The following is a 24,764-nucleotide window of genomic DNA, read 5'->3' as shown; positions in this document are numbered from 1 at the left end:
ATCATCGCCGGCGCGTGGCGCCGATGTCCAACTCAGAACTTGAATTTGGTGGAGATGCTGAAGCTACGCGGCTCGCCGTAGAATCCGGTGTCGAAATTGCCGAAGCCCGCATAGTACTTTTCGTTGAGCAGATTCTTCACGTTGAAGGTAAGGTCAACCTTCTCGTTGAAGCTGTAGCGGGCCATCAGATCGACAAGGAAGACGTTCTTCTGGGTGAGAATTGCGTATTCCGAGGCCGGGCTCCACACCTTGCCATAGATCTCGTCCTGCCAGCGGATGCCGCCACCAACCGTCAGCTTCTCCCACTCTCCGGGCAGCTGATAGGTGGTGAAAAGTTTGAAGACATTTTCCGGCGCGCTCGTCTGGATGAAGGAATAGACCCGGTCTCCATCTCTTTTGCGGGCGCGGGCATAGGTGTAGCCTGCATAGACATTTAGGCCGGGGAGCACTTCGCCGGAGGCTTCCAACTCGAACCCCTTGGTCGTCACCCCGTCGGCGGCGGTATAATAGGGGTCGCCCGTCACCGGATCGGTTCCGGCCTGTTCGCCGACATTGTCCTGCTTGGTCAGGAAGACGGCGGCGCTGGTGTTCAAGGCGCCATCGAAGAACGCACCCTTCACGCCAGCCTCGAAACTATCGCCCATTTCAGGATCGAGATACGAGCCGGCAATGTCCTGGCTGTTCTGTGGCTTGAAGATGCTCGTATAGCTTGCATAGACCGAATAGTTGTCGGTCAGATCATAAACCACGCCGAGATAGGGCGTGAGCTCTCCCTTGGCTGAATAGGAAGCCGCCCCGGCCCATGCTCCCGTGGCGTTGTCGTATGTGCCGTAATCGACCTTGTCCCACCAGCTGATGCGGCTTCCAGCGATGACTGAAAGCTCGTCGGTCGGCTTCAGGCGAATGGCTGCATAGGCGCCGTACTGGGTCGTCTTTGCTTCATATCTGCCGACGAGGTCGAAAGCCGGCTCCTGTGTATTACCGTCCCAATCGAAGAAGTTGGGCACGTTCGGGTCGTAGCCGACGCCGCCATAGCCGTACCAGGGGCCTTTATCCGTGGTATTTGATGCCGTCGCGCCGATCATCAGATCATGTTCCCGGCCGAACAGCTCGATCGGACCGGAAGCCCTGATATCGGCTGTGTTTTGAACGAGCCTGCCGCCGTAGTGTCCGACATACTGAAAGACGCCCGCCCCCGTTACCGGATCGGGCCAACCGCCACCGGCCGATCCGAGCACACTGTCGTGGCCATTGCGACGATGGTTGAGTGTCACATCCAGATTCCAGCCATTGTCGAACTCGTGCGCGAGCGTGGCGAAATAGTTGTTCGCATAGGTGTTGCGGCGGCTCCATTCCGTTGCCGGGTTTGTGGAGACATCCCAATCGGTCCGCGTGCCGTCGCTATAGAACATCGGCAGACCGGTCCAACTGGTCCCGCGTGGCAGATTGCGTTGGTAGTCGGCGCCAAGCGTCAGGGTGGTATTATCGGTGATATCGGCCTCAAGCACGCCGTAGAGCGTGAACTTGCGCTTTTCGTAGTGGTCGAGATAGGACTTTCCATCCTCGTAAGCGCCGGCGAAGCGTCCGCGCAGCGAGCCATCAGCATTCAGCGGACCGGAGAGGTCGACCTCGGAGCGGTAGGTATCCCAGGAGCTGGCGGAGCCGGTCAGCGATGCCTGGAACGTGTCGGTCGGCTTCTTGCGCACCAGATTGACAGCAGCGCCGGGGCTTCCGACACCCTGCAGCAAACCGTTGGCGCCCTTTACGATTTCGACCCGATCATAGATCGTCATGTCGGCGTTGCTCAGCCCATAGTCATAGACGCCATCGGTCTTGACGAGGACGCCGTCGTACTGGAACTCGGTCAGGGCGAAACCGCGCGCAAAGAATTCGGTGCGATCACTGTCATAGCGCTGGATGCTGATGCCGGTGGCGCTGCCGAGCGCATCGGCAATCGTCGTTGCCTGCCGGTCCTCGAGCAATTGCCGTGTGACCACGGTTACCGATTGCGGAGTCTCTCTGATCGACAGCGGCAGACCGGTTGCAGTGTCCATCTCTGCCGTCGTGTAGGAGCCGGTACCTTCAGTCGCCGCACCGAACCCCGTCACCTCGATCTTCTGCAGGGACGTCGCACCATCAGTGACAGCGGCCCCCTCGCCCGAGGTCAAACGACGTGAATCCGAGATTGTGACTGTATTGACCCCGGTGAAGCGGTACCCGAGGCCAGTGCCAGCAAGAAGCCTGGTAAGACCTGCGTCCGGCGTGTAGCTGCCGGACAGGCCGCCACTGCGCAAACCACGCACGACATCTGCAGGGTAAAGCATCTGCAGGCCGGCATCGTCGCCAAAGCGCATGATCGCCGCATCGAGCGGGCCTTCGGGCACATTGTATTTGGCAGCTGCAGGCCGCGCGCTCTTCGGCGTCGTCTGCTGCGCATAAGCCGGGACGACCGCCCCGGATGCCATCAGCGCGAATGTCAGCCCCGACGCAACGACCCCCGCGGCCAATGCGGCACGTTCTCTCAACCCTCTCGCCATACCCCGAAGTCACTCCATTCCTGCAAGTCTATCCAAGCGCCTCAAGGCGCACTCGTCCCCAAGACGGATCTCGGAACAAAGCACCTCACCCCTGAAGTTGAATAAAATTGTCAGGATTATTTCTTCACGCCAGCCTTCAGGCGGCGCGCAAAAGCACGAGATAATCAGTCAGCCGGAGGATGCGAACAGGCAGGGCCGCGCTGATCGCGCCGAGAACGCCGTCCGGATTGGCAACCTCGAATATGCCACTGACGCGAAGACTATTGAGCTCGCTGTCAACGATGCGAATGGTGCCGGCACGGTAACGATTGACATCGGCGATGACCTGCCGCAGCGGCCGATCCTTGAAGATAAGCTTGCCACGCCGCCACGCCGTCTCGGACTGCACGTCGACATCGCCAACGGCACCGAGGCCCGATTGGCCGTAAGAGACGTTCTGGCCGACCTGCAGTGTCAAGGATGAACGGTCTGGCGCCATCACCGAAACCGCGCTCTCCTCTACCGCTACGGTCACCGTATCTGCCCAACGATGCACGACGAAGCGGGTTCCAAGCGCCGTAGTGGTGCCCTCGCCCGCCTCCACGGTGAATGGTCGCCGTGTATCTTTCGCAACGTCGAAGAGCGCCCGGCCACGCAACAGGCGGACTGTACGCCGCGTATCGACGAAGTTGACTGCAATAGCTGTGTCCGCGTCGAGGCTTACTCTTGATCCGTCGGCCAGAGCGAGGTCGCGCAGTTCCGCAGTCCCGGTCTCGTAGTCGCTCAATAAAAAATCCGGCAGACCGTTCAGCCCGACAAAACCAGCAACGCCGAGCGCAACAGCCCCTCCCGACAAAAAGCTGCGTCGACCGATGGCCGAGGGACGACTGGCCAACGCCGGCACTCTCCGCATCCGCGGGTCGCCGAGCATATCCAGGTCAGCCCAAATCCCTCCGAGCTTCGCATATTCATTGCGGTTCAGCGGAGAAGCCGCCATCCACGCCGCATGGGCCGATCGCTCGGCAGCTGTGGCCTCGCCGGAGTTCAGGCGCACGAACCAGGCGAGCGCTTCGTCTTTCGGTCGTTCTCTCGACGGATCTCTGACTTCGGCCATCACCAACACCGGCTCTTTGCATGGGCAAGAACTTCACCATGAAAGCCCCTGCTATCAACGGTCGCTATATAGACGGATTTCGTGTGCGAGTACCTCACCCCCAACCTCATTTGCATCGCCTCAATCGAGCAAGCCGTCGAGCCGTTCCCGGCAGGTGGCAAGTGCCTTCATGATCAGCTTCTCCACTGCACTACGGGTGATACCGAGTTCGGCAGCGATTTCAGAATGGCTGAGGCCGTCGAACTTGTGCATCAGAAATACCTCGCGCTGACGCGGCGGCAAATCTGCGATCACACGCTCCAGCGCCGCAAGGCGCTGGCGATAGTCGACTACCTGATCGGCAGATACCTCGCCCGACTCCATGTCAGGGACTTCTGTCGGAGATATGTGGCGCTCTTGCGCGACACGACGGCGCACATGGTCGACCGCGACATTGTCCGCCATACGAAACAGATAGGCCTTTGGGTTTTGGATCGGGGCGTCTGAGGGAATGTTGCGAACCCGCAGATAGGTATCCTGGATCACGTCGTCTGCATCCGCACGGCCCTTGAAACGACGAGCCACGTGGCGCGCGAGATCGCCGTAGCTTTCCGTAAGAACTTGCAGGATCGTCTTCTTTTGGCTGGGGGCCATCCGCAAAGGAACCGTTACGTTGCAAGGCTGCCATAGCGCTGAAGCGCGCCCGCCTGTGAGCGCCTCATAAAACAGATAAACTTGAGTTTCAACATCATATTATCGGGCCGTTATAAAGCATGCTTTCTTTGCCGGAACCCGACCTGCTGGGGGACTTCGAGGACGCCGGAAGGATTGAGCAAGAAGCCGAGATCGTGCTTGGCTCCATCATGCGGTTGCAGGCGTCTCGCTGACTGTCTGCACATTTCTAGTCCAGCGCATTGATCATTGTTCCGATGACAGGACGGCGTCGGAGCGATCAGGCGGGCTGTGACTGGGATGGCGCGCGAGTGCGCCGGAGGAAGTTGGCGAGATACGGGACCGCATTGGGGCTAGCCGCAATCCTGGTCGCCGTCGCAACGCAGGTGGTCAGGGCGCTCTGAAGCGAGGCGATAACTGCCTGATCACAGGCGTCTTCACGCTTTCGGCGCTTTGAGCTTGATGAAACGCTCGCGGAACCAATCGCGTAACATGTCCTTCTCATAGGCGAGACGTTCACTCGAGCCGCGTGCGTTTGGGCTCCAGAGATAGTTCATGTCGGTCACCGTTTCCTCGCCTTTCATCAGCACCTCGCCGGCCTGCCTCAGCGTATAGCGCAGCTTGAAGCGTGGAGGTGTGGTGTCGCGCAGGATGCGCACATCGTTGAATGTGGCGCGCCAGGGCTCATAGTGTCCCGCCAGGCGGGCATCTAGCACCTCGATGTGAAGACGCTGCCCCTCCTTCAGGTACCGCTGATCCAGCGTCGCAAAATATCTGGTCAGTTCGGCGATAATGCTCTTGCGCTTTGATGCGCTGCGGAAATCATCGTCTCGATAGTGCTCGGGATTGACGAATGTAACGGTCAGCGCAGCATGCGCACCTGCTGCAGCGAGCAGGAAGACGGTGATCGTGAGTGCGATGTATTTTCCGGTGCGCATGACATTTTCCATGAGCTTTCAGATCGCAAACGTTCCTTTGGAACAAGAGGCCGGAGACCTCCGATGTCGCGGTGCAGTCTACCATGCGACGTCGTCGGAACCTATCGGAGCATTCAATGACGGCCAACTCGCGATGCGGATTCTGGCATTGCGAGGAGGCCCGCGGCTTTGGCGTTAGACATTTCATGTAACCGAGAGATCGCCTCGTTATGCGCCCAGGCCATTTCGGTGGGGGTCGAAGATGCTCGCGCAGATCGCTCAACAAGTGTCGAGTAGACTAGTACCCCAGCGCTCGGACATAGCCTTGATCACGGCATCCTTGGATCGGAGGCGGACTGCCGCCAATCGAGGCTCCGCCGTTACGGCGGTGGAGGCGGTGACTGGGAAGGTCAAGATAAGCCACTCCTCAAATACTCCTGTTGTCGACCGCCATGGTCTTGGGCTGCGATGGTTGATGTTCCCGCCGCTTGCTCAGCACCGGCCAGATGAGCAAACCATGCGCCGGCGTTGCTGCCAGAGCCTGTTCGGTGACAAGCCGCAGCAAACAATTCACTGCGGCCTGTGCCATTAGGCTCCATGAAATCGCGGAGCTACTCTGTCTGCCGGAAATTGCGGATGCGGTCGAACAGGACCGCGAGGATGGTCGCACCGCCAATGAACGTTCCTTGCCAGAACGCGTTGATGCCGAGCAACCCGAGGCTATTGCGGATCACCTCGATGAGCGCCGCACCAACCAGTGCGCCAAAGGCCGTGCCCGTGCCACCAGCTAGGTTAGCACCGCCGATCACGGTCGCTGCGATCACCTGCAGTTCCATGCCGGCGCCAATATTTGTTGTCACCGCTCCGAGCCAGCCGGTCTGGACGATGCCGGCAATGCCGGCAGAAAGGGCGGAAATCATATAGACACCGACTTTGATCGGGCGCACCGGAATACCGGTGGCAGTTGCCGCCTGTTCGTTGCCGCCGATGGCGTAGATATAGCGGCCCAATCTTGTCCATCGCAGGACGAATGCCGTCAGCAGCGTCAGAGCGATCATGTAGATCACGGGATTGGCGATGCCGAACAGCCATGCCCCACCGCCAAGAGCAAGCAGCTTGTCGTGGTCCGGACCGAACTGGAAAACGACTGTGTTGTTCGACGCGACCATCGCCAGACTTCGCGCGATCGAAAGCATGCCGAGCGTGACTACAAAAGGGGGAAACCCGACATAGGCAATGAGCACACCGTTGAAAGCACCGATGAGGAGCGCCGTTGCTACCGATGCGGCAATCCCGACCTCGATGCTGTAGCCGGAATGCATGACGACGGCGAGGACCATGCTGCACAGGCACAACACCGACCCTACCGACAGGTCGATCCCACCGGTGATGATAACCAGGGTCATGCCGAGGGCAATGATGGCCACGAAGGTGGCGTTGCGGGTGATGTTGTAGAGGTTCTTCGCCGTTGCGAACGAATCCGTCGCGAAAGACAGGAAGATGCACGCCAGTACGACGGCGAGCAACACCCAGAAGGTCTGGTTGGCAAGGATTGCAGCGCCCAGCGTGCGTTGTTTCTGAGCGATCGTCTGGTCGAGCGTCGTTGCCATTGTCCTTCGCATTCCTCCAAGGCGGCATATGCAGCGCTCACCCTCTTTCGATGGCGCCGGTAATCAATCCCGTCACCTCTTCGGGCGACGTCTGCGCGATAGGCTTGTCGGCGACCATTCGGCCCCGCCGCATGACGACGACACGATCTGCGACATCGAAAACGTCCGGCATGCGATGGCTGATGAGCACAACCGCAATACCGCGGTCGCGCAGTTGTCGGATCAGATGCAGCACCTCGGCGACCTGGCGCACCGAGATGGCGGCCGTCGGCTCATCCATGAGCACGATCTTTGCCTCGGAGATCATCGTTCGCGCGATCGCGACCGCCTGCCGCTGCCCGCCGGACATTTGCCTGACGAGATCGCGTGGCCGAGTTTCGGATCGAAGCTCCCTGAAGATTTCTCCTGCGCGTCGGTACATCGCCTTGTAGTCCAGCACACGCAAAGGGCCGAAGCCGCGCCGGAGCTCGCGCCCAAGGAAAACGTTAGCCGCCGCCGAAAGATTATTGCAGAGCGCCAGGTCCTGGTGAACGATTTCGATGCCGTGCTGCCTTGCCTCTATCGGCCGATGCAGCACGATTTCGCTACCGTCGAGCCATATCGTGCCCTGGCTCGGTCGGTAGTTGCCGGCAATCATTTTGACCAGCGTCGACTTGCCGGCGCCATTGTCTCCCATGAGGCCGACCACCTGCCCTGCCTCAAGCGAAAGCGAAACGTCGCTGACCGCCTGAATGGCGCCGAAGTGCTTGGAAATGTTGGTGAGCTCGAGTATCGCCACCAGCCGTCTCGCCTCCCGAAGCGCGCCGGTATGCCAAGAGGCGCGATCGTTCCTCAGTCCTCACCCAGCGGTTGACATCTTATTTACGCAAATCCTTATGAAGGCGTCAATGACGTCTTTTGCCGAGCAACTGTTTTGTATGACAAATAGACGTTGCCCTGTATATTAGTTATCGGTGGGAGACGAATATGCTGATCCTTGTCACCGGTGCAACGGGCAAGGTCGGGCGGAACCTCATCGCGGGGCTGCTTGACCAACCGCTTTTTTCGCGGGCGCAAATCCGTGCGCTCTGCCACAATCGCCTGCTCGACCCGTCCGAGCGAATGGACGTGATCTGTGGGACGGTCGCCGACCGCGAAATCGCCGAAGCGGCAATGAAAAACGTCACCCATGTCGTGCACCTCGCCACCTGCAAGGAAACGCCCGACGCTGTCATGGACATCACGATCAAGGGATTGTTCTGGCTACTCGAGGCCTTCCGGACCAGCCCTTCCGCGCGCCAGTTCATCCTCGTCGGCGGGGACGCGGCGGTTGGCCATTTCTTCCATCGCCACGATGGCCCGGTGACCGAGCAGACGCCGCACTGCGCCTATCCCGGCTGCTACGCGCTATCGAAGGTTCTCGAGGAAGTGATGCTCAAGCAATACACGGTTCAATACGGCACGAACGGTTGCTGCCTGCGGGCGCCGTGGATCATGGAGAAGGATGACTTCAAGCAGACATTGTCGTTCGGCGACGATGTGTTCGGGGGGCCCGACTGGAAGACCTTTTTTTCGCCCGCGGAAGCGCGGCGATACGCCGCCACCGGCACCGTGCCGCTCCTGCGTGATGCCGATGGCCGGCCGCTCAAGCGCAACTTCGTGCATGTCGGCGACCTGGTCTCGGCGATCCTGGCAGCGATCGACAATCCGCGCGCCGAACGGCAGCTCTTCAACGTCTCCATGGACCGTCCGGTCGACTATGGCGAGGTCGCAAGCTATCTCGCGCGCACGCGCGGCCTCGCTTCCGTCGACGTCCCTAGCGCCTTCCACTCGAACTGGATGGACAACAGCAAGGCGAAATACCTTCTGGATTGGCGCCCTGAATACGATCTCGAAAAGCTTATCGACTCGGCCTGGCAATACGAGCGTCTGCCGAACGATCCTCGTGTCGTCTGGTATCCGGGTTGATTTGTGCCGCGGACAGACGTTGTCCGCTTGTTCAATGGGAGGAAAGAATGAGAAAGACAGTATTGCTGGCCGCCGTTGCCGTCCTGGCGCTCTGCGCCGGTCAGGCACTTGCCAAGAAGCAACTCGTGATCGTCGTGAAGGGCCTCGACAACCCATTCTTCGAGGCGATCAACCAGGGTTGCCAGAAATGGAACAAGGAAAATCCAGATTCCGAGTATGAGTGCTTTTACACAGGGCCTGCCTCGACATCCGACGAGGCGGGCGAAGCGCAGATCGTACAGGACATGCTCGGCAAGGCGGACACGGCTGCAATCGCCATTTCCCCCTCCAATGCCAAACTCATCGCTCAGACGCTGAAGACCGCGAACCCGACGGTCCCCGTCATGACGCTCGACGCCGACCTCGCCAAGGAGGACTCGGCCCTACGCAAGACGTATCTCGGAACCGACAACTACCTGATGGGCGCGCGGATCGGCGAGTACATCAAGAAGGCCAAGCCCAATGGGGGCAAGATCTGCACGATCGAAGGCAATCCGGGGGCGGATAACATTCTGCGCCGGGCTCAGGGCATGCGCGACACGTTGACCGGTCAGGAGGGACTGGCGGAACTGAAGGGCGAGGGAGGCTGGACGGAAGTTGCAGGCTGTCCGGTGTTCACCAATGACGACGGGGCCAAAGGCGTGCAGGCGATGACGGATATTCTCGCCGCCAATCCGGACCTCGATGCCTTCGGCATCATGGGCGGCTGGCCGCTGTTCGGCGCACCGCAACCTTATCGCGATCTCTTCAAGCCGATAGCGGACAAGATTGCCAAGAACGAATTCGTCATCGGCGCCGCCGACACGATCGGTGACGAGGTGGCCATTGCGCGCGAAGGGCTTGTGACGGCTCTGGTCGGGCAACGGCCGTTCGAAATGGGCTACAAGGCACCGTCTGTGATGCTGGACCTGATCGCCGGCAAGCCGGTGGAAGATCCGGTATTCACCGGCCTTGATGAATGCACCAAGGACACAGTCGATACGTGCATCCAGAAGTGACGATCTCGTCCGGAGGCCCGCGCGGGCGCCCGGACGAAGTCTTCATATCCGGCAGAGCCCGCGCAGCGACTTTATGGCGCTGCCGCGGGCGGTGTCAGGTCGACCCCGTTGACGCGAGCGACATGCGTCGCCAGCATCGGAACGTATTGATCAGCGGCACCGGCGGCGACGGCGCCGGCGAAAGCATTCTTCGCAGCGTTGCCGAGCGGGTTTGCCATGCCGACCGCGTCAGCCATCGACTCGAGGTAGGTCAGGTCCTTGAGCGCATTGGCGAGGGAGAACTTATGCGCATCACGATCCCCCTCCAGCGTCCAACGCATGAAGGTCTGGTAGAAGCCGCAATCCATGCGGCCGTCTCTGATGACGCTGTCGAAGCACGCTGGCGAGATGCCCACCTTCTTTGCCAGCGCCAACGCTTCGGAATAAAGCGCCGCGTAGCCGAGCGAGATGAAATTGTTGAGCAACTTCAAGCGGTGCCCGTCGCCAGTCTCTCCGACATGAACGATGCGCCCGGCCCAGGTATCGAGTATCGGCTTGACGCGCGCGAAGAGTTCGTCGGAAGCGCCCACCATCGTGTCGAGCGTTCCGGCCCAGGCTTCCTTCGGGGTCCGGCTCAGGGGCGCATCGACGTAGCCGACATCGCATTCGCCGAGTTCCTGGGCGAGCACAAGCGTCGAGCCTGGGTCGGATGTCGAGCAGTCGACGATCACGGAACCGGGGCGCATAGCCGACTTCAGGCCCTCGCCGCCGCGGATGATCGCTTCGACTTCACGAGAGCCCGTTACGCAGAGGAAGACGACCGTCGAGCGGACCGCAACGTCGCGCGGCGTCGAGACCTCGACGGCACCCCGGGCGACGAGATCCTCCGCCGGCGCCCGCTTGCTGCGTCCGAGAAAGGTAAGCGGATAGCCGTTTTCGACGATGTTCTTGGCGATGCCGTGCCCCATGAGGCCGATGCCGATAAATCCGATCCGTTCATCCATCTTGCTGCTCATCGTTCGCCCCTCGTTCCGTGGCCTTTCGACAGCTACACCGGGTCACTTCCGCCGGCCCGCCTCTCGGGTGGCCTTTGCCAATGATTGGGCCAATTCTCTTCGGCCTGCCGACAGACACTATCTACCGATCTCGCAAAATGTGGAGAGCAGAATGACAAAGAGGATCATCTTCACCGGCGGCAGCGGCAAAGCCGGCCGCCATGTCGTGCACTATCTGGTCGAACGAGGTTACCAGGTGCTCAATCTCGACACCCGGCCGCTCGACAATCCCAAGGTCAGGACGCTCATCACCGATATCACCGATAGCGGGCAAGTCTTCAACGCCTTGTCGAGCTACACCGGGCTGCACGAATTCGACCCCTCCTTGAGGCCGCAGCCGATCGACGCCGTTGTGCACTTTGCTGCCATTCCGCGCATCATGATCGCTCCCGACAACGAACTTTTCCGCGTCAACGCACTCGGCACCTACAACGTCATCGAAGCGGCCGTGAAACTCGGTATTCGCAAGGTCGTCATCGCATCCAGCGAGACGACCTACGGTCTCGTCTTCGCCAACGAACCCCGCAGCCCCGCTTACTTTCCACTCGACGAGGAGTACGATGTCGACCCGATGGACAGCTATGCCTTGTCGAAGGTCGTCAACGAACAGACGGCACGCACCTTCGCCCTGCGCAGCGGCATCGACATCTACGCCTTGCGCATCGGCAACGTCATTGAGCCGCATGAGTACGAATTGTTTCCCGGATGGTTTGCAAATCCGGGCTTCCGAAAACGCATCGCCTGGAGCTACATCGATGCGCGCGACCTCGGTCAGATCACGCTTCGCGCCGTGGAAAAGGATGGGCTGGGGTTCCAGATCTTCAATGCAGCCAGCGACGACACCTCTTCCGATCTGCCTACCCGCGAACTCATCGACCGTTTCTATCCGGGAGTGCCTCTCAAACGGGAACTCGGCGAATTCGAGACGCTGCTGTCTAACTGGAAAGCCCGAGAGGTGTTGGGTTTTCGCAGCGAGCATGGTTGGAGAAAATACGTCCCCGCCGGCTGAAGCACTGGGCGAATATCGGAGGCGGCGAGGAACAGTCCGGAGGTAAGTAACTTCGCTGCCGGGCAGCAAGAGACCGAATAGGGCGGCAGGAGTGCCCTGTCACGAATGCAAAGGCTGGCGACACATTCTTCCTAAAATATTGTTCAACATACCGATTATGCTTTCAAACGCCCTCTCTTCACTCGTGATCACTGCAGCTTTCCCGGGGAATGTTCGTATGTTTCCAGAAAGGTTTCATAAGTTGTGCTTTCTCGTCCACTTGTGAAAGTGGCAATTTCATTCTACCTTCGCAATCACAGCAAGAACTCCTAAGGCCAGCCACAATTCATCTCTGCGAGAAGGGATTAAGTGCATGGAGCTCATGGATTCGTCTGGCGACAAGAACGCCTATGTTTCGACTGGTCGCCTCCCCCCCGCAGATGCAGTGTCCAGGCTGGTAACTTCAGCGCACGAGCGGTTCGCCGACGTTGATCTCGGCCACAACTCTCAAGTCTATCCGGCGCTTGCGAACGTACCGAGCGATCTCTTCGGTATTTGTGTCGTGGGGCTCGACGGGCGCATCTTCTCGGTCGGAGATGCCGAACATGAGTTCACGATCATGAGTGTTTCAAAGCCGTTTCTGTTCGCTTTGATTTGCAATGTGATCGGCGCGACTGGCGCTCGTGACCGACTTGGCGTCAATGCAACAGGTTATGCATTCAACTCTTTGACCGGCGTCGAACGAGATGCCGCTGGGCGCACCAACCCGATGGTCAACGCCGGTGCAATCGCGACGACCAGCCTTGTCCCGGGAGATAGTGGTGAGGCGAAGTGGCAGTTCATTCACCAGGGCCTATCCCGCTTTGCTGGCAGGGACCTCCAAGTGAACGAGGAGGTCTATGACTCGGCCTCGAAGACCAACTCCAGAAACAGAAGCATTGCTTGGATGCTCCATAGTGTCGGGCGCATTTACTGCGATCCGAGCGAAGCGGTCGAGCTTTACACGCGTCAATGCTCGCTGAATGTCAGCGCCCGCGATCTCGCGGTCATGGGCGCGACGCTCGCCAATGGCGGGATCAACCCCGTGACGGGCGAGAGTGTCGTCAAGCAGGAGGTTTGCCACTACGCCTTGGCCGTCATGCTGACGGCAGGCCTGTACGAAACTTCGGGCGATTGGCTTTATGAAATCGGCTTACCCGGCAAGAGCGGCATCGGGGGCGGGATTGTGACTGTTTCCCCCGGCAAGGGCGGGCTGGGTACTTTTGCACCGCCGCTTGATGAAGCGGGCAATAGCGTCAAGGGGCAACTCGTTGCGCAGTTCCTGTCGCAACGGCTTGGGCTTGATCTGCTGGTTTCCGCTTCAGGCAACTAGTCGAGGTCGGTTTCAGCGTCACAAACGACTGTTCACAAAGGAGCGAGACCATGTCCACTGCCGCATCCGCGCCTGACACCGACATGGACGTTCGTGCCTCATGGGTTCCCATGATCGCGATCGCCTTTGGCCAAGCCATAATGTCATTCAACGTCGCCTCGTTGCCGGTGGCCATGGGCGGTATGGTTGACAGTTTCGGTGTGGCACCGACTGTGGTCGCCACCGGGATCGTTGCCTATTCCATGATCGTGGCAGGCTTCGTCATGCTCGGCGCGAAGCTCGTCCAGCGCTTTGGCGCATTGCAGGTGTTTCGCATCGCCGTCGTTGTGTTCGGCTCGGCACAGATCCTCATGACGTTCAGCCCCAACGCCACGGCGATGATCACCGCCCAGGGCCTGTGCGGCGCTGCGGGCGCTGTCATCGTGCCCGCCCTTGTCGCCTTGATTGCGGAAAACTATCGGGGCAGTCAGCAGGCTACGGCACTCGGCGCCCTTGGATCTGCCCGTGCGGGCGCCGGCGTGCTTGCGTTTTTGATTGGCGGTGTGCTCGGCACCTATATTGGCTGGAGGCCGGTCTTTGGCATCCTCGTCGTCGTCTCAGCCATCGTTCTTCTTCTGAGCTTCCGCCTAAAACCGGATCAAGGCCGGCCCGAGGTGCAAATCGACATGATCGGCGTGCTGTTTGCGGCCAGTGCGATCGCTCTGATCAGCTTCGGATTCAACAATCTGAATGGCTGGGGCCTAGTCTTGGCAAGTCCCAATGCTCCTTTTAACATCCTCGGTGTTTCGCCAGCGCCGGTTATGATTGTCATTGGCATCGTACTGGGCCAAGCCTTTTTCCTTTGGACCCGGCGCCGTGAAGCGTCCATGCGGACACCCCTGCTGCCGCTCGAAGTCTTGGATTCTCCTCAGGAAAGGGCAGCCGTTTACGCGATGTTTTCCGTTGTCGCCCTGGAGGCTGCGCTTAATTTTTCCGTCCCGCTCTATATACAGATCGTACAGGGACGTTCGCCGCTCGCGACCGCAGTCGCGATGTTGCCCTTCAATCTCACCGTTTTCTTTGCAGCAATGCTGATCGTTCGCTTCTATGAACGCGTTACTCCAAGACAGATTGGGCGGTTCGGCTTCGCGGCCTGTGCCCTTGCGCTTTTATGGCTGGCGTTTGTTGTCCGCAACGATTGGAGTTCGGGTCCCGTATTGTTGGGGCTCATCCTGTTCGGAGTTGGCCAAGGATCGTTGGTCACTCTCCTATTCAACGTGCTGGTGACGGCCTCGCCGAAACATCTCGCCGGAGACGTCGGGTCTTTAAGAGGGACCACCAACAACCTTGCAGCCGCCGTCGGCACTGCCGTGTCAGGAGCCCTGCTCGTGGGCCTTCTGAGCTCCGCGGTCATGCGTCAATTGACTGCGAACCCTACTCTACCGATCGAAATCCAATCCCAGGTCAATCTCGATAGCATTACGTTCGTTAGCAACGATCAACTGGCGTCGGTCATACAAGCGACATCCGCCACGCCTGAACAAAAGATGGAGGCGCTGCGCATCAATACCGAATCAAGGCTTTTGGCGCTGAAGATCGGTTTTTTGATTATGGCCGGACTTGCACTTCTCGCCTTGCTGCCTGCGGGTCGGCTTCCGAACTATCGGCCAGGGGAAATACCAGACAAGTGAGCGTGCCTATTGGAAGTGTCGTCGCATGCAAGGCGGATGCAGCGGGCTAAGCCGCTCCCCAACCGTAGAGCGGCCACCGACCGACGAGTTGAACCAGCAGAAGATCGGTTGCCCACTGCCGGCCCGATGTTTGATAAAGTCGATTGCGGTGGCCGACGTCTCGTTGTCGATTTTCTCCATGCGCTTCTTGGCCAGGGGATCCATTCCTTCAATCATCTGCTTGCCGACACGACGCCAGCGCGGATGCTCGGTCGGATCGTCGGTTTCACCGACGCTCCCGCTAACCTGTCGCCACTCCCCGGGGGGAAAGCGGTTGGCGATGCGCGCGGCCATTGGTGCATGCGAGCATATTGAGGCGGGTGGATATACCGGGATCTACAGAAACGCTACAATCGCGTTTGGGTGCGAGGCGTCGAAAGACCGCAGAGAAGGCCATGCATAAGTTCACCGTCACTATCACGGAAGAGATCGCGGCTGATACCCCCGAGGAGGCCGCCTTGCTCCTGTATCAGGAGTTGACCAAGCGGCCGCCGCCCCTGTCCTATTCGGTCACAGACGAGGCAAAGACGACCACTGCTCTCACGCTCGATCGGAAAAAAGCCGACGAGTTTGCCAGTGTCGACCACACCGCCGACCCCGGCAACTGGTGACGCACGTTTCGCCCGCAAGAGAGGAATTGGCGTCCTTCATTGGCCGTTGAATGCGTATCGATCATTCGACGGCTCACGCAACGCTTGCTAATTCGATGCGTGGGAGCGTTTGACGGGGCTGTTGCCTTGGATCGCTCACGCCACTGAGTGTGGCCGCCTCTCGAAGGCAATCGAAAGATGTGGAAACCGCAGGCGGTCGCGTTGTCCTGTCAGGGTCAGGATGAAATGTTTGGCATGGAGCGCTGAGGCATCTGAGTCGCATCGTCAAGCAAGGGTCCGAGATGGATCTATTGTAGGGCCGCAAATCGACATGGCCGCCTCCTCAGCCCAAGCATCAGTAAAAAAGGAGGACTGCATATTGGCCGCAGCCACGTTTCACCCGAATGTCATGAGGCCTAACGGCATTTCCTCGCAGGTTGCAGCAATTTCCATCTGCAGCTTATCTGCCTTGACTGCGATTTATTATGTTGCGCCGACGCCCAGTTTACTTTGGAGCGACGCTGCCGTGGAATTTGCGCCTGAGATCGACCCTTCAAAAGGCACGGTTGCCCCGAGCCCTCAGAAGTTCGAAATTGTGTTCAGCGACGGTGATCGCGGCCTGATGGTCTATGGCGGATATGTTTACGTCGTCCGACTCGGTGACAAGCTGCCTGACGGTCGCCGGGCGATCGGGTTCGAAAAGCGGGAAGGAAGTTGGTCCGCAATGACACTCTAGGACGCGTTTCCGATGTCACCTTTGTGGATGTTAATGGATTGTTAACGCTCACAGAAGGCGCACGGGCCCTGCCCTCCCAGGTGCCATTGCCTGTCATGGCGAACAGGCGCAACCCTTTCGTTAAGGACTTGTAAACCAGTGTTTTTGGGTGGTGCATGATGATGAACGAAACTTTGTACAATGGCTTGCCGGAGATCGAAACCGGCCCTGTTCCGCCAGAAAGCGCCCCGATTGGCGAATATGCAGTACAGGGCATTCCCCTCGTCATCGAGGCAGTGCTCGGCCGCAGCAGGTTGACTGTGGCCCAACTGTCCAAGCTGCATCGGGATGATCACATAGATCTCGACACCAATTTTGGAGACCCGGTCGACCTCAAGGTCAATGGCACCGTCATTGGCCGCGGCGAGATCGTTTTCAACGAATCCAAGACCGCCATCGGCGTGAAGATCGTGGAGATTTCTCACGGCAGGCGCCGGTAATTGCCATCAGCCGGTTTCGGCCGTGAAACCAGCCACCTACCACCCATAGGCCCATTGCGAGCAATTTTGGCTGAACTGGAACGGATGCCGAATGGGCAAGCGGTAGCAGTGTCAGCCTGTCGTTGTCGGGACAAGGTCACGGCCTCACGGAGGCCGCTGCCCATCAAACGGCACAAAGATCTAGGCGCTCGAATTGAGGCCCGGGACGTAACAAGAGCGCCGCGGGTTTTCCCCACGGCGTCTCGGTTGGCCGCTTGTGGACACCAGGTACCAGTCCTATCGCAGCGGCAAGGCCACCGGGCGGATTGGCGCCGCATCCGCGCCGCGGAACTTCAAGGACGCACCGACAAATGCGAACTCATAGATGCTATCCTTCGATAGCCCTTCGAGATTGACGAGCTCGATGATTGGCGCGCCCTGTTGGGCGAGAAGATAGGTGTGCACCGGAACGTAATTGTTTTCAGTTTCAGCAGGAAACGCCTCGAAGCTGAGGTTGTCAGCACCGACCACCATGGCTCCGCCGTCCTCAATCAGGAACTTCGCCGCATCGATGCTCAATCCCGGTGGATTGCTCATGTAGGCGGGCGCGTTCTCATAGTGCTGCATGCGGCCGGTGCGGATCAGCACGACATCGCCCTGCTGCAGTTTCACACCTTGGCGGTCGAGCGTCTCCTGCAGATCCTTGCGCGTCACCCGATAGTTGTCCGGCAGCATCTGCATGCCCTTGGCCGCCGCGACATCGACCATGACCCCGCGCGCAATGATAGGTGGCAGCTTCTCGGCGCCTGTGACGGTCCAGCCCTGGTCGCCGAGGTATTCGGTGGCGGCATAACCGTTCCAGATCTTGCCGTTCAAACCAAAATGATTGAGTGCGTCGATATGTGTACCCATGTGTGCATACATCGAAACGGCCGAGCCCGTGTAGCTAACATGGTCGTTCATTTCCTTGCCTACTTTCATCGGGTCGGAAACCGCTGTGCCATGTGGCGTATGGGTCATCCACATCTGGTATGGCGGATCGCCCGCCGCTTCCCAGCTTGGCATGCCGATGAAATATTCGACTGCGAGATCGTAGGACCTGCTGCCGTCAATGCGCGACAGGATCGCAGCGCGCGATTCCGGCGTGATCAGATTGAGGCGCCCGATCTCATCCTTTGGCCCCCATGGGCTCTTGCCGACCTCTTGCGCGGAAGCCGCGTTTCCAACGAGACCGGCGATAAGCGAGGCAGCCAAGGCGCGGCCGAGAACTTTCGTATCGAACATGATTAACTCCTTCTTCTCGCTTTCCCTAAATCAGGAAGCTGGATCCACCTTATTGCTAGCCGCAGCGCAAATAATCGGCGATAATTGGAAAACATAATTTACTTGGAAGAAAATATGGATGTGTTGGCCGCCATGCGCGCGTTTCGTCGCGTCGTCGAGTTGCAGAGTTTCAGCAAGGCGGCTGAAGAGCAGCTGCAATCTAATGCGTCGATCAGCAAGCAGATCCGGCAGCTCGAGGCGCGGCTCGGCACAGTGCTGATCGTGCGCACGACCCGCCGCATGAGCCTCTCGGAAAGCGGGCGCAGCTATTTCACCGAATGCTGTAGGTTGCTCGACGAGCTCGACCATCTCGAGCGGAAGACTTCCGGGGAAACTGGCGAAATCAATGGCCGGCTCCGGATCAATGCACCCTTGTCTTTCGGATTGACCGTTCTTGCACCGATGCTTGCCCGCTTCATGATGCTTCACCCGCAATTGAAGATCGATATGACGCTCGATGACCATGTGCTCGACGTCGTCTCCGAGGGCTTCGACGTCTCCATCCGCGTGCGCGCGACGCTTACGGATTCATCCTTGATTGCCAGGCGGCTTGGTGAAGTCGAGCAATTCATCTGCGCAGCGCCCGCCTATCTCTCGGCAAATGGCACCCCGACCAAGGTCAATGATCTCAAGGATCATCATTGCCTCGCCTACCGGCTCGCCGACCAACCGGGGAGCTGGGTGTTGGAAGGTCCCGATGGGGCGACAAGCATCGAATTGCCCGCGCGCTTCGTCGCAGACAATAGCTTGATGCTCTCTGACATGATCCAATCCGGCATCGGTATCGGTGCCTTGCCGTCCTTCATCGCCACCCCGTTGCTTGATGGCGGCAAGCTCCTACGGATCTTGCCAGAGCAAAAGCTTGCCCGGCGCAGCATTTACGCGGTCTACCCGACCAATCGCCTACTGCAGTCGAAAGTGAAGGTTTTCACCGAATTTCTCGCAAGCGAATTTCGACAAGCCCACTTATAGGTAGCGCTGATGACGGACCGGAACCGGTATTGCCGACTAATCCTTGAGGGCCGCCGGTTGCAAGCCGCCGAGGTGTTCCGTCTCGGCAACAACCTCGATCTCGGCGATCGTGCCATCGTGTCCGGGCTGAAGCGTTATCGGCCTGAGTGGTTTGCGCTAGCGCCTGCCTTCAGGAGCGTCGCTGTTGCGCGCTGGTCCGGTCGATGAGCGCTCGACCAGATGGCATGCCAGCTCCACGCGGCGTGGCGGCATGGGGATGCCGGAGAGGTTATCCCTCAGGAGATCGACAGCGGCAGAACCGATCTCGCGCATAGGTATGTGCATGGTCGTCAGCGGTGGGCTGAGGAATGCGGCCTGGGGAAGATCGTCCATCCCCATGACCGAGACGTCCATCGGCACCGAGAAACCCATCTGCTGGATGCCCATCATCGCCCCGACGGCAAGGCTGTCTCCGGCCGCCAGCACCGCAGTGAAATCAAGGCCGCGCGTGCCGATACGCTTGGCGACGGCTTGTGCGGCGAGCTCGGGCAGCCAGTCGTCAACGTGAACGACAAGATCCTCGTCAACCGCGATGCCGCGCGACCGCAAGGCATCTTGCCAACCCTCGTAGCGTCTTTCGATGGTCCTGCGACCCGGCCTCATCAGGAACAGGATCCGGCGATGACCCAGGCCTATCAGATGGTCCGCTGCAAGCCGGGCGCTCGACCGGTTGCACGGCGTGACGCTGGAAAGCCGCATATAGGGGTCGTCGGCGTTGAGCAGCACGACTGGTTTGTCGAAGCCACGGGTCGCTGCAAGCATGCCTTCGTCATCGATGGTCAGAAAGAGAAGACCCGCGACTTCCGGATCGTCGCGTGCTTCGCTGAGTAGGACCTGCTCCTCGTTTCTGTCAGCGATAGGACGCGTGACAATCTCCAGGCCCAATGCTTGCGCACGTTCTTTCACGCCTTCCAGAACGTAAAGCGTGAACTGGTTTCGCACGTAGTCGATCATCGCCGCGCTTGATGCCGCCAGAATGAGCTTCTGGCCGGCGACGGCAGTGGCAACGGCGTAGTTTGCGATTTTCGCCGCCTCGAGCACCTGCTGGCGAATTTCCGGGCGAACGCCTTTTTCGCCGGCAAGCGCACGCGATGCTGTGCTGAGCGACACGCCGCATGATTGTGCGATGTCCTCCAGACGTACACGTCTGCTCTTCTTTCCGCGTTTTCCAGGAAGTGGCTTGGCCATCATCGGTGGTCTCCTTGCTGCAAGCATGAGAAAAATTTTCAGATTGCGCAAGAATAATCGACATGCATCTTATTGTCTCAAGGAGCTGCCCTAAAGAGCGGCAAGGAATGGAGGAGCACCATGGGCCTGAATGGCGCCGACATCCGTATCGGACTTGATCGCCTTGTCGCGGGCATGACCGGCCTCAAGCATGACGGTCGCTTTCATGAACCCAATCTTGACGGCACGGCTGGCGACTACATCAGCTTCGACAGTTGGGAATGGCCACAGGGCGTCGGCCTCTACGGCCTGATCAGGCTATGGCTGTTCACGGGCCGAGACGATCTGAGGCAGCTGGTCGAGAACTGGTATTCCGACCGCCTTGAGGCTGGCCTTCCCCAACTCAACGTCAACACCACGGCGCCCATGCTGGGATTGTCGGTACTCTGGGCAAAAACCCGTGATCCCAGGTGGAAGCCCCTTTTGGATGAATGGGCGACCCGTGTCATGCAGGACATGGGGCGGACGCCCGAGGGCGGATTTGAGCATCATGTCTCCGACAAGGTCAACGACAACGAACTTTGGGACGATACCCTCTACATGGTCGCGTTGTTTCTGGCTTCCTACGGTCAGGCCAGCGGTCGGCGAGAACTGGTCGACGAGGCGTCGCGGCAGTTCCTTGTCCACGCGCGCTATCTAGCCGATACGCACACGGGCCTTTGGTTTCACGGCTGGACATTCGACGGCCGGCACAATTTTGCAAGGGCCCGCTGGGCACGTGGCAACGCGTGGATCACAGCCGGCATGTTGGACCTGTTCGACCTTGCGACCGTGGACAAGCCGGTGAAGGATTTTCTCCTCGGCGTCCTCGTGGCTCAGGTCGACGCGCTTTTGCCGCTGCAGACCACATCGGGGGCATGGCGCACGCTGCTCGACGACAACACCTCCTACGAAGAAATCTCGGCCACCGCCGGCATAGGTTACGGGTTGCTCAAGGGCTTCCGGTTGGGTATCGGCACGCCCGCCTGGCGCTCGGCCGGGCTGAGAGCGTTGCAGGCCGTGATGAACAACATCGATGAGATGGGAACGGTTTTGAACGTCTCGTACGGCACGCGTATGGGCCACGATCTGCAATTTTATAAAGACATACCGCTTCAACCGACCGGCTACGGGCAAGCCCTGGCGATCCTGTGCCTGTCCGAGGCGCTGCGGCATGTCGGGCAAGAAGGACAAGCAGCATGACAATGAAGGTGCTCTACGGGGCTGGTCCCGAGGATGTCAAAGGCTACGATACGGAACGCCTGCGCCAGGAGTTCCTGATATCCGGCCTGTTTCAGCCCGATACGGTGAACTTCACCTACACGCATGTCGACCGCCTGATCGTCGGCGGCGCGATGCCGCTTACAAGGCCGCTTTCCTTCGGTTCAGGAGCGGAGATCGGCACGTCGCATCTGCTTTCGGCGCGCGAGATGGGCATTGCCAATCTCGGCGGTGTCGGCAGCGTGATCGTCGACGGCGTAACCTTCACGCTCGAGAACCGTGACGTCTTGTATGTGGGGCGCGGTGCCAAGGACATTTCCCTGTCCAGTCTGGCGACCGACAAGCCCGCGCGTTTCTACATGAACTCTGTGCCAGCCGGGTCTGACCTGCCTCATCGACTGATCACGAAGGCGCAGGCAAAGGCGCTCGACCTGGGGGATACGAAGCGATCCAACAAGCGCCGCCTGGCGATGTACATCCACCCGGAAGTGGCGCCGTCATGCCTGCTACTGATGGGCATCACCGATCTTGCCGAGGGAAGCGCCTGGAACACCATGCCGCCGCATCTGCACGAGCGCCGCATGGAGGCCTATTGCTATTTCGACATGGCGGCGGAGGATCGGATCGTTCATCTGATGGGACGTCCGGAAGAAACGCGCCACCTCATCGTTGCTGACGGCGAGGCTCTGCTTTCGCCTGCCTGGTCGATCCATATGGGCGCCGGCACGGGACCCTATGCCTTTGTCTGGGGCATGACCGGCGAAAATCAGGAATACAACGACGTAACTCCCATCGCTCTGGCAGATCTGAAATGAACCACACACAATTCCACCTCAAGAAGGACTTGAGCCCGGGTGAGGCCGTCCGCTACTGGCAGCTCGGCAGGATCGCCGAAGAGCGCTTCGACGTGGCGGACGTCCCGATGAAGGGGGAGATGGACCCCTTCTTCTTCCTGACGAAGCACAAGAACTTCATACCGCACGAGTACCCCTGCCGCACGATTTTTGCGGAACGTTACCGCGGCAAGCGCCCGGACGTCCGCGGTGCGTTCGAACCGGCGCGATGGTGGCTTCCCTTCGGATCGCCACGACTTGACCTGTCCGGATTTTGGTTCCGCCCGACAAGGCTTGCAAATTGGGCGCGCACGGTGATCGAAAGCACGGATGCCGGAACGGCGAAGGTGCGGCTGGGTACCTGCGGCGGCGCCGTCATCTGGGTGAATGGCGTCGAAGTGGGTTGGATGGCGCCCTATAGTCGCAACCTTGAAGCCAAGGCGGAGTTCGACCTTCCGCTTGAGGCCGGGCTGAACGAAGTCACAATATTCTTCGACGATCTGGCCGAACGCGACGCACGATTCTTTTTCCAACTCGACTACGTCTCCGGCCCCTCCAGCCGCCTGGCAATTCCCGTTGGCTGTGCGAGCGCGACCGCAGCGCAGGTGGAGATTGCTCTGGACGGCATGCATTTTGACCGAACGGCCTATTTCGAGGGTGACATAACGCTCATTTTCGCTGCTGGGCTGCCCATCGACGTAAAGGTGAACGTCTCCGTCGAAGGCGACTTCATGTCCACCGAGCGCTTCGACTATGATTTCCTGCTAAAGGCCGGCGAGACCCGACTGACGATAGGCGCTTCGGAACGCGCCCCGGCGGATTTTCGTCACTTCCGGGTCTCGCTCGACGCCGGCGGTTTCGTTGCGGCACGCTCGCTCGGCGTTGAGATCTGCCATGCCACCCGGCAAGGCACGTCCCCGGCCTCACTTGCCGAGCGGATAACCGAGGCGCTCGACGAGGTTTCAGAATTTTCCGAACGTGACACCGTGCGCGCTTTCGCGCGGCTTGCCAGCGGTCGGGGCGGATCCGATACGGACGCAATGATCGAGGAGATCCTGCCCTCGATCGAAGATTGCCACGATTGCGCCGATTTCTCGCTCGTGCCGTTGATCTGGTCGCGCAGCGTGTGGGGTGCCGACATCGGCGAGAAGACCCGGCAGCGCATTGACCGTGCGATCCTCGACTATCGCTTCTGGATGGATGAGCCTGGTAACGACGTGCAGTGGTATTTCTCGGAAAACCATGCACTCCTGTTTCACACAGCCGCGTATCTTGGTGGCCACCTGCTGCGGGACGAAACTTTCACCCGATCGAGGCGAACGGGCGCACAGCAAAGCGCGTTCGGCGCAGCGCGGGTGCGCGCCTGGCTCGATCATTTTGAAGCCTGGGAAATGGCCGAGTTCAACTCCGCGCCCTATTTTCCGATCGACCTTAAAGGACTGACCGCGCTCGCGGCACTTTCACCGGACGGCGACATCGCCACCCGTGCGAAGAAGGGCATCGTCCGCCTGTGTGAAGTAATCGCCCGCTCGGCTCACCAAGGAATGGTCACTGCAGCGCAGGGACGCTCCTACGAGCATACGCTGTGTGCCGGCCGTTCGCTCGAATTGTCGGGCGTCGCGCGCCTGCTCTGGGGCAAGGGATGGTACGGCAGACGTGTCCACGCCTTGCCGCAGCTCGCCGTTTGCCTGCGCGATCATGGCCTGGTCATACCGGACGATCTGCAGGCGATCGCCAATCATCAGGCTGGTGAGCATCAGGAATGGTGCTTCGCACAGGGAGAAGGCCGCTTTGCGGCACTCTACCACTACAAGGGACGGCACTTCGCGATGGGTTCCACCGCACATTACCGGTGGAATGAATGGGGATACCAGGAGACGGTGCTGCATCTGCGCCTGGGCGATCGGCCCGAGGCCGCGATCTGGATCAATCATCCCGGCGAAACCATTCAGTTCGGATACGGGCGTCCGTCCTATTGGGGTGGCTGCGGCACGCTTCCACGCGCCCACCAGTATCGCGGACTGGCCATACTCGACTTCACGACTTTCGAGGAACAACCCGGTTTCACCCATGCATGGTTTCCGACCGGAGAATTCGACGAAAGCACGGTTCAGGGCAATGTCGCGCTCGCGCGATGCGGTCGTGGCGGCGTCATGTTGCTTGGAGACGGCGAGCTCACGCCTGTCGCCGATGGCCCTTCGGCCAACGCGGAACTGCGCCAGTATGGCAGGAGGACGCGCTGGATCGTCAGGGTTTGCGAAGTCTCTGATCTGGCCGAAATCAATAGCCGTTTTGGTGGTCTTGCCGTCCGCGAGGAAGACGGCGGGCTGCTGGTCGTCGAGGATCCCGACTACGGAACGGTTCGCTTCAAGGCCGACGGTACGGTCGAGGCAGAGGGCCGTTTGATATCGCCGGAGCAGTTCACCGTGGCGGGAGAGGTTTCCATGCTCGCGGCGCAGAAATGATGCGGCCCCGGTGCTGACCGAGGCTA

General features: G+C 59.7%; 23 protein-coding genes. 12 read left to right on the top strand and 11 right to left on the bottom strand.

The window, feature by feature from the left end; translation table 11 throughout:
* Positions 1–32 precede the first annotated feature (32 nt).
* From ABIE33_RS20590 to ABIE33_RS20560, 7 genes are all read right to left on the bottom strand, one after another.
* The gene (locus ABIE33_RS20590; protein ID WP_429128762.1) at positions 33–2,525 is read right to left on the bottom strand and encodes a TonB-dependent siderophore receptor; all 2,493 of its coding nucleotides are present in this window, start codon (positions 2,523–2,525) and stop codon (positions 33–35) included.
* Between the two features lie 148 nt (positions 2,526–2,673).
* Positions 2,674–3,630, bottom strand: coding sequence for a FecR family protein (locus tag ABIE33_RS20585; protein ID WP_429128937.1), 957 nt, complete (start codon positions 3,628–3,630; stop codon positions 2,674–2,676).
* A gap of 120 nt (positions 3,631–3,750) precedes the next feature.
* Complete coding sequence (locus tag ABIE33_RS20580) at positions 3,751–4,263, bottom strand: RNA polymerase sigma factor (protein ID WP_429128760.1); 513 nt, start codon at positions 4,261–4,263, stop codon at positions 3,751–3,753.
* 455 nt (positions 4,264–4,718) lie between these two features.
* Positions 4,719–5,219, bottom strand: coding sequence for a DUF3016 domain-containing protein (locus ABIE33_RS20575; protein WP_429128757.1), 501 nt, complete (start codon positions 5,217–5,219; stop codon positions 4,719–4,721).
* Between the two features lie 406 nt (positions 5,220–5,625).
* Positions 5,626–5,787: a hypothetical protein gene (locus ABIE33_RS20570; RefSeq protein ID WP_429128754.1), complete on the bottom strand. Its 162-nt coding sequence runs from the start codon at positions 5,785–5,787 to the stop codon at positions 5,626–5,628.
* Positions 5,788–5,809: 22 nt separating this feature from the next.
* Entirely contained in the window at positions 5,810–6,808 is a 999-nt protein-coding gene (locus tag ABIE33_RS20565; protein ID WP_429128752.1) for an ABC transporter permease, read from the bottom strand.
* Positions 6,809–6,845: 37 nt separating this feature from the next.
* Positions 6,846–7,643, bottom strand: a complete 798-nt coding sequence (locus ABIE33_RS20560) for an ATP-binding cassette domain-containing protein (protein WP_429128934.1) — start codon at positions 7,641–7,643, stop codon at positions 6,846–6,848.
* 131 nt (positions 7,644–7,774) lie between these two features.
* Between ABIE33_RS20560 and ABIE33_RS20555 the strand changes: the two genes are divergently transcribed.
* Positions 7,775–8,755: an NAD-dependent epimerase/dehydratase family protein gene (locus tag ABIE33_RS20555; protein ID WP_429128750.1), complete on the top strand. Its 981-nt coding sequence runs from the start codon at positions 7,775–7,777 to the stop codon at positions 8,753–8,755.
* A gap of 47 nt (positions 8,756–8,802) precedes the next feature.
* On the top strand, positions 8,803–9,792 hold the full coding sequence (locus ABIE33_RS20550) for a sugar-binding protein (RefSeq protein ID WP_429128747.1): 990 nt from the start codon (positions 8,803–8,805) through the stop codon (positions 9,790–9,792).
* 71 nt (positions 9,793–9,863) lie between these two features.
* On the opposite strand, the gene ABIE33_RS20545 is transcribed toward ABIE33_RS20550, so the two are convergent.
* Complete coding sequence (locus ABIE33_RS20545) at positions 9,864–10,787, bottom strand: NAD(P)-dependent oxidoreductase (protein WP_429128745.1); 924 nt, start codon at positions 10,785–10,787, stop codon at positions 9,864–9,866.
* A 151-nt stretch (positions 10,788–10,938) separates the two neighbouring features.
* On the opposite strand from ABIE33_RS20545, the gene ABIE33_RS20540 reads away from it, so the two are divergent.
* The 3 genes from ABIE33_RS20540 (at position 10,939) to ABIE33_RS20530 (ending at position 14,856) form a co-directional block, all read left to right on the top strand.
* On the top strand, positions 10,939–11,835 hold the full coding sequence (locus tag ABIE33_RS20540; protein WP_429128743.1) for an NAD-dependent epimerase/dehydratase family protein: 897 nt from the start codon (positions 10,939–10,941) through the stop codon (positions 11,833–11,835).
* Between the two features lie 352 nt (positions 11,836–12,187).
* Positions 12,188–13,186 carry a glutaminase A gene (gene glsA, locus ABIE33_RS20535; RefSeq protein ID WP_429128740.1) on the top strand — a complete coding sequence of 333 codons (999 nt, stop codon included), beginning with the start codon at positions 12,188–12,190 and terminating at the stop codon, positions 13,184–13,186.
* Positions 13,187–13,236: 50 nt separating this feature from the next.
* Complete coding sequence (locus ABIE33_RS20530; protein WP_429128739.1) at positions 13,237–14,856, top strand: MFS transporter; 1,620 nt, start codon at positions 13,237–13,239, stop codon at positions 14,854–14,856.
* 6 nt (positions 14,857–14,862) lie between these two features.
* Here the strand turns inward: ABIE33_RS20530 and ABIE33_RS20525 are convergent, their stop codons facing one another.
* Positions 14,863–15,189, bottom strand: coding sequence for a hypothetical protein (locus ABIE33_RS20525; RefSeq protein ID WP_429128737.1), 327 nt, complete (start codon positions 15,187–15,189; stop codon positions 14,863–14,865).
* Between the two features lie 101 nt (positions 15,190–15,290).
* On the opposite strand from ABIE33_RS20525, the gene ABIE33_RS20520 reads away from it, so the two are divergent.
* From ABIE33_RS20520 to ABIE33_RS20510, 3 genes are all read left to right on the top strand, one after another.
* Positions 15,291–15,506, top strand: coding sequence for a hypothetical protein (locus ABIE33_RS20520; protein ID WP_429128734.1), 216 nt, complete (start codon positions 15,291–15,293; stop codon positions 15,504–15,506).
* Positions 15,507–15,864: 358 nt separating this feature from the next.
* Positions 15,865–16,221: a hypothetical protein gene (locus ABIE33_RS20515; protein WP_429128732.1), complete on the top strand. Its 357-nt coding sequence runs from the start codon at positions 15,865–15,867 to the stop codon at positions 16,219–16,221.
* Between the two features lie 161 nt (positions 16,222–16,382).
* Positions 16,383–16,700: a FliM/FliN family flagellar motor switch protein gene (locus ABIE33_RS20510; RefSeq protein WP_429128729.1), complete on the top strand. Its 318-nt coding sequence runs from the start codon at positions 16,383–16,385 to the stop codon at positions 16,698–16,700.
* Between the two features lie 276 nt (positions 16,701–16,976).
* On the opposite strand, the gene ABIE33_RS20505 is transcribed toward ABIE33_RS20510, so the two are convergent.
* Positions 16,977–17,963: a cyclase family protein gene (locus ABIE33_RS20505; RefSeq protein ID WP_429128726.1), complete on the bottom strand. Its 987-nt coding sequence runs from the start codon at positions 17,961–17,963 to the stop codon at positions 16,977–16,979.
* 114 nt (positions 17,964–18,077) lie between these two features.
* Here ABIE33_RS20505 and ABIE33_RS20500 point away from each other — a divergent pair, with 114 nt between their 5' ends.
* Positions 18,078–18,974: a LysR substrate-binding domain-containing protein gene (locus ABIE33_RS20500; RefSeq protein WP_429128723.1), complete on the top strand. Its 897-nt coding sequence runs from the start codon at positions 18,078–18,080 to the stop codon at positions 18,972–18,974.
* Between the two features lie 156 nt (positions 18,975–19,130).
* Here ABIE33_RS20500 and ABIE33_RS20495 read toward each other — a convergent pair whose 3' ends face one another.
* The gene (locus ABIE33_RS20495) at positions 19,131–20,204 is read right to left on the bottom strand and encodes a LacI family DNA-binding transcriptional regulator (protein ID WP_429128721.1); all 1,074 of its coding nucleotides are present in this window, start codon (positions 20,202–20,204) and stop codon (positions 19,131–19,133) included.
* Between the two features lie 117 nt (positions 20,205–20,321).
* On the opposite strand from ABIE33_RS20495, the gene ABIE33_RS20490 reads away from it, so the two are divergent.
* From ABIE33_RS20490 to ABIE33_RS20480, 3 genes are read left to right on the top strand one after another with little or no spacing between them, the layout of a single operon-like run.
* Positions 20,322–21,422: a glycoside hydrolase family 88/105 protein gene (locus tag ABIE33_RS20490; RefSeq protein WP_429128718.1), complete on the top strand. Its 1,101-nt coding sequence runs from the start codon at positions 20,322–20,324 to the stop codon at positions 21,420–21,422.
* Positions 21,419–22,255: a 5-dehydro-4-deoxy-D-glucuronate isomerase gene (gene kduI, locus ABIE33_RS20485; protein WP_429128716.1), complete on the top strand. Its 837-nt coding sequence runs from the start codon at positions 21,419–21,421 to the stop codon at positions 22,253–22,255. Before ABIE33_RS20490 ends, kduI begins: the two co-directional genes overlap by 4 nt.
* A complete protein-coding gene (locus ABIE33_RS20480) occupies positions 22,252–24,738 on the top strand; it encodes a hypothetical protein (protein WP_429128714.1) in 2,487 nt (828 codons plus the stop codon). Before kduI ends, ABIE33_RS20480 begins: the two co-directional genes overlap by 4 nt.
* Positions 24,739–24,764 lie beyond the last annotated feature (26 nt).

The sequence above is a fragment of the Ensifer sp. 4252 genome (assembly GCF_050434565.1).
Taxonomy (GTDB): Bacteria; Pseudomonadota; Alphaproteobacteria; order Rhizobiales; family Rhizobiaceae; genus Ensifer.
This window is presented reverse-complemented; position numbering and strand designations above follow the sequence as displayed.

Bases quoted from the DNA above. Each gene is read 5' to 3' on its own strand.
- ABIE33_RS20585 (WP_429128937.1), bottom strand. From the start codon at position 3,630: ATGGCCGAAGTCAGAGATCCGTCGAGAGAACGACCGAAAGACGAAGCG.
- ABIE33_RS20580 (WP_429128760.1), bottom strand. From the start codon at position 4,263: ATGGCCCCCAGCCAAAAGAAGACGATCCTGCAAGTTCTTACGGAAAGC.
- ABIE33_RS20575 (WP_429128757.1), bottom strand. From the start codon at position 5,219: ATGCGCACCGGAAAATACATCGCACTCACGATCACCGTCTTCCTGCTC.
- ABIE33_RS20570 (WP_429128754.1), bottom strand. From the start codon at position 5,787: ATGGCACAGGCCGCAGTGAATTGTTTGCTGCGGCTTGTCACCGAACAG.
- ABIE33_RS20565 (WP_429128752.1), bottom strand. From the start codon at position 6,808: ATGGCAACGACGCTCGACCAGACGATCGCTCAGAAACAACGCACGCTG.
- ABIE33_RS20555 (WP_429128750.1), top strand. From the start codon at position 7,775: ATGCTGATCCTTGTCACCGGTGCAACGGGCAAGGTCGGGCGGAACCTC.
- ABIE33_RS20550 (WP_429128747.1), top strand. From the start codon at position 8,803: ATGAGAAAGACAGTATTGCTGGCCGCCGTTGCCGTCCTGGCGCTCTGC.
- ABIE33_RS20545 (WP_429128745.1), bottom strand. From the start codon at position 10,787: ATGAGCAGCAAGATGGATGAACGGATCGGATTTATCGGCATCGGCCTC.
- ABIE33_RS20540 (WP_429128743.1), top strand. From the start codon at position 10,939: ATGACAAAGAGGATCATCTTCACCGGCGGCAGCGGCAAAGCCGGCCGC.
- glsA (WP_429128740.1), top strand. From the start codon at position 12,188: ATGGAGCTCATGGATTCGTCTGGCGACAAGAACGCCTATGTTTCGACT.
- ABIE33_RS20530 (WP_429128739.1), top strand. From the start codon at position 13,237: ATGTCCACTGCCGCATCCGCGCCTGACACCGACATGGACGTTCGTGCC.
- ABIE33_RS20525 (WP_429128737.1), bottom strand. From the start codon at position 15,189: ATGGCCGCGCGCATCGCCAACCGCTTTCCCCCCGGGGAGTGGCGACAG.
- ABIE33_RS20520 (WP_429128734.1), top strand. From the start codon at position 15,291: ATGCATAAGTTCACCGTCACTATCACGGAAGAGATCGCGGCTGATACC.
- ABIE33_RS20510 (WP_429128729.1), top strand. From the start codon at position 16,383: ATGAACGAAACTTTGTACAATGGCTTGCCGGAGATCGAAACCGGCCCT.
- ABIE33_RS20505 (WP_429128726.1), bottom strand. From the start codon at position 17,963: ATGTTCGATACGAAAGTTCTCGGCCGCGCCTTGGCTGCCTCGCTTATC.
- ABIE33_RS20500 (WP_429128723.1), top strand. From the start codon at position 18,078: ATGGATGTGTTGGCCGCCATGCGCGCGTTTCGTCGCGTCGTCGAGTTG.
- ABIE33_RS20495 (WP_429128721.1), bottom strand. From the start codon at position 20,204: ATGATGGCCAAGCCACTTCCTGGAAAACGCGGAAAGAAGAGCAGACGT.
- ABIE33_RS20490 (WP_429128718.1), top strand. From the start codon at position 20,322: ATGGGCCTGAATGGCGCCGACATCCGTATCGGACTTGATCGCCTTGTC.
- kduI (WP_429128716.1), top strand. From the start codon at position 21,419: ATGACAATGAAGGTGCTCTACGGGGCTGGTCCCGAGGATGTCAAAGGC.
- ABIE33_RS20480 (WP_429128714.1), top strand. From the start codon at position 22,252: ATGAACCACACACAATTCCACCTCAAGAAGGACTTGAGCCCGGGTGAG.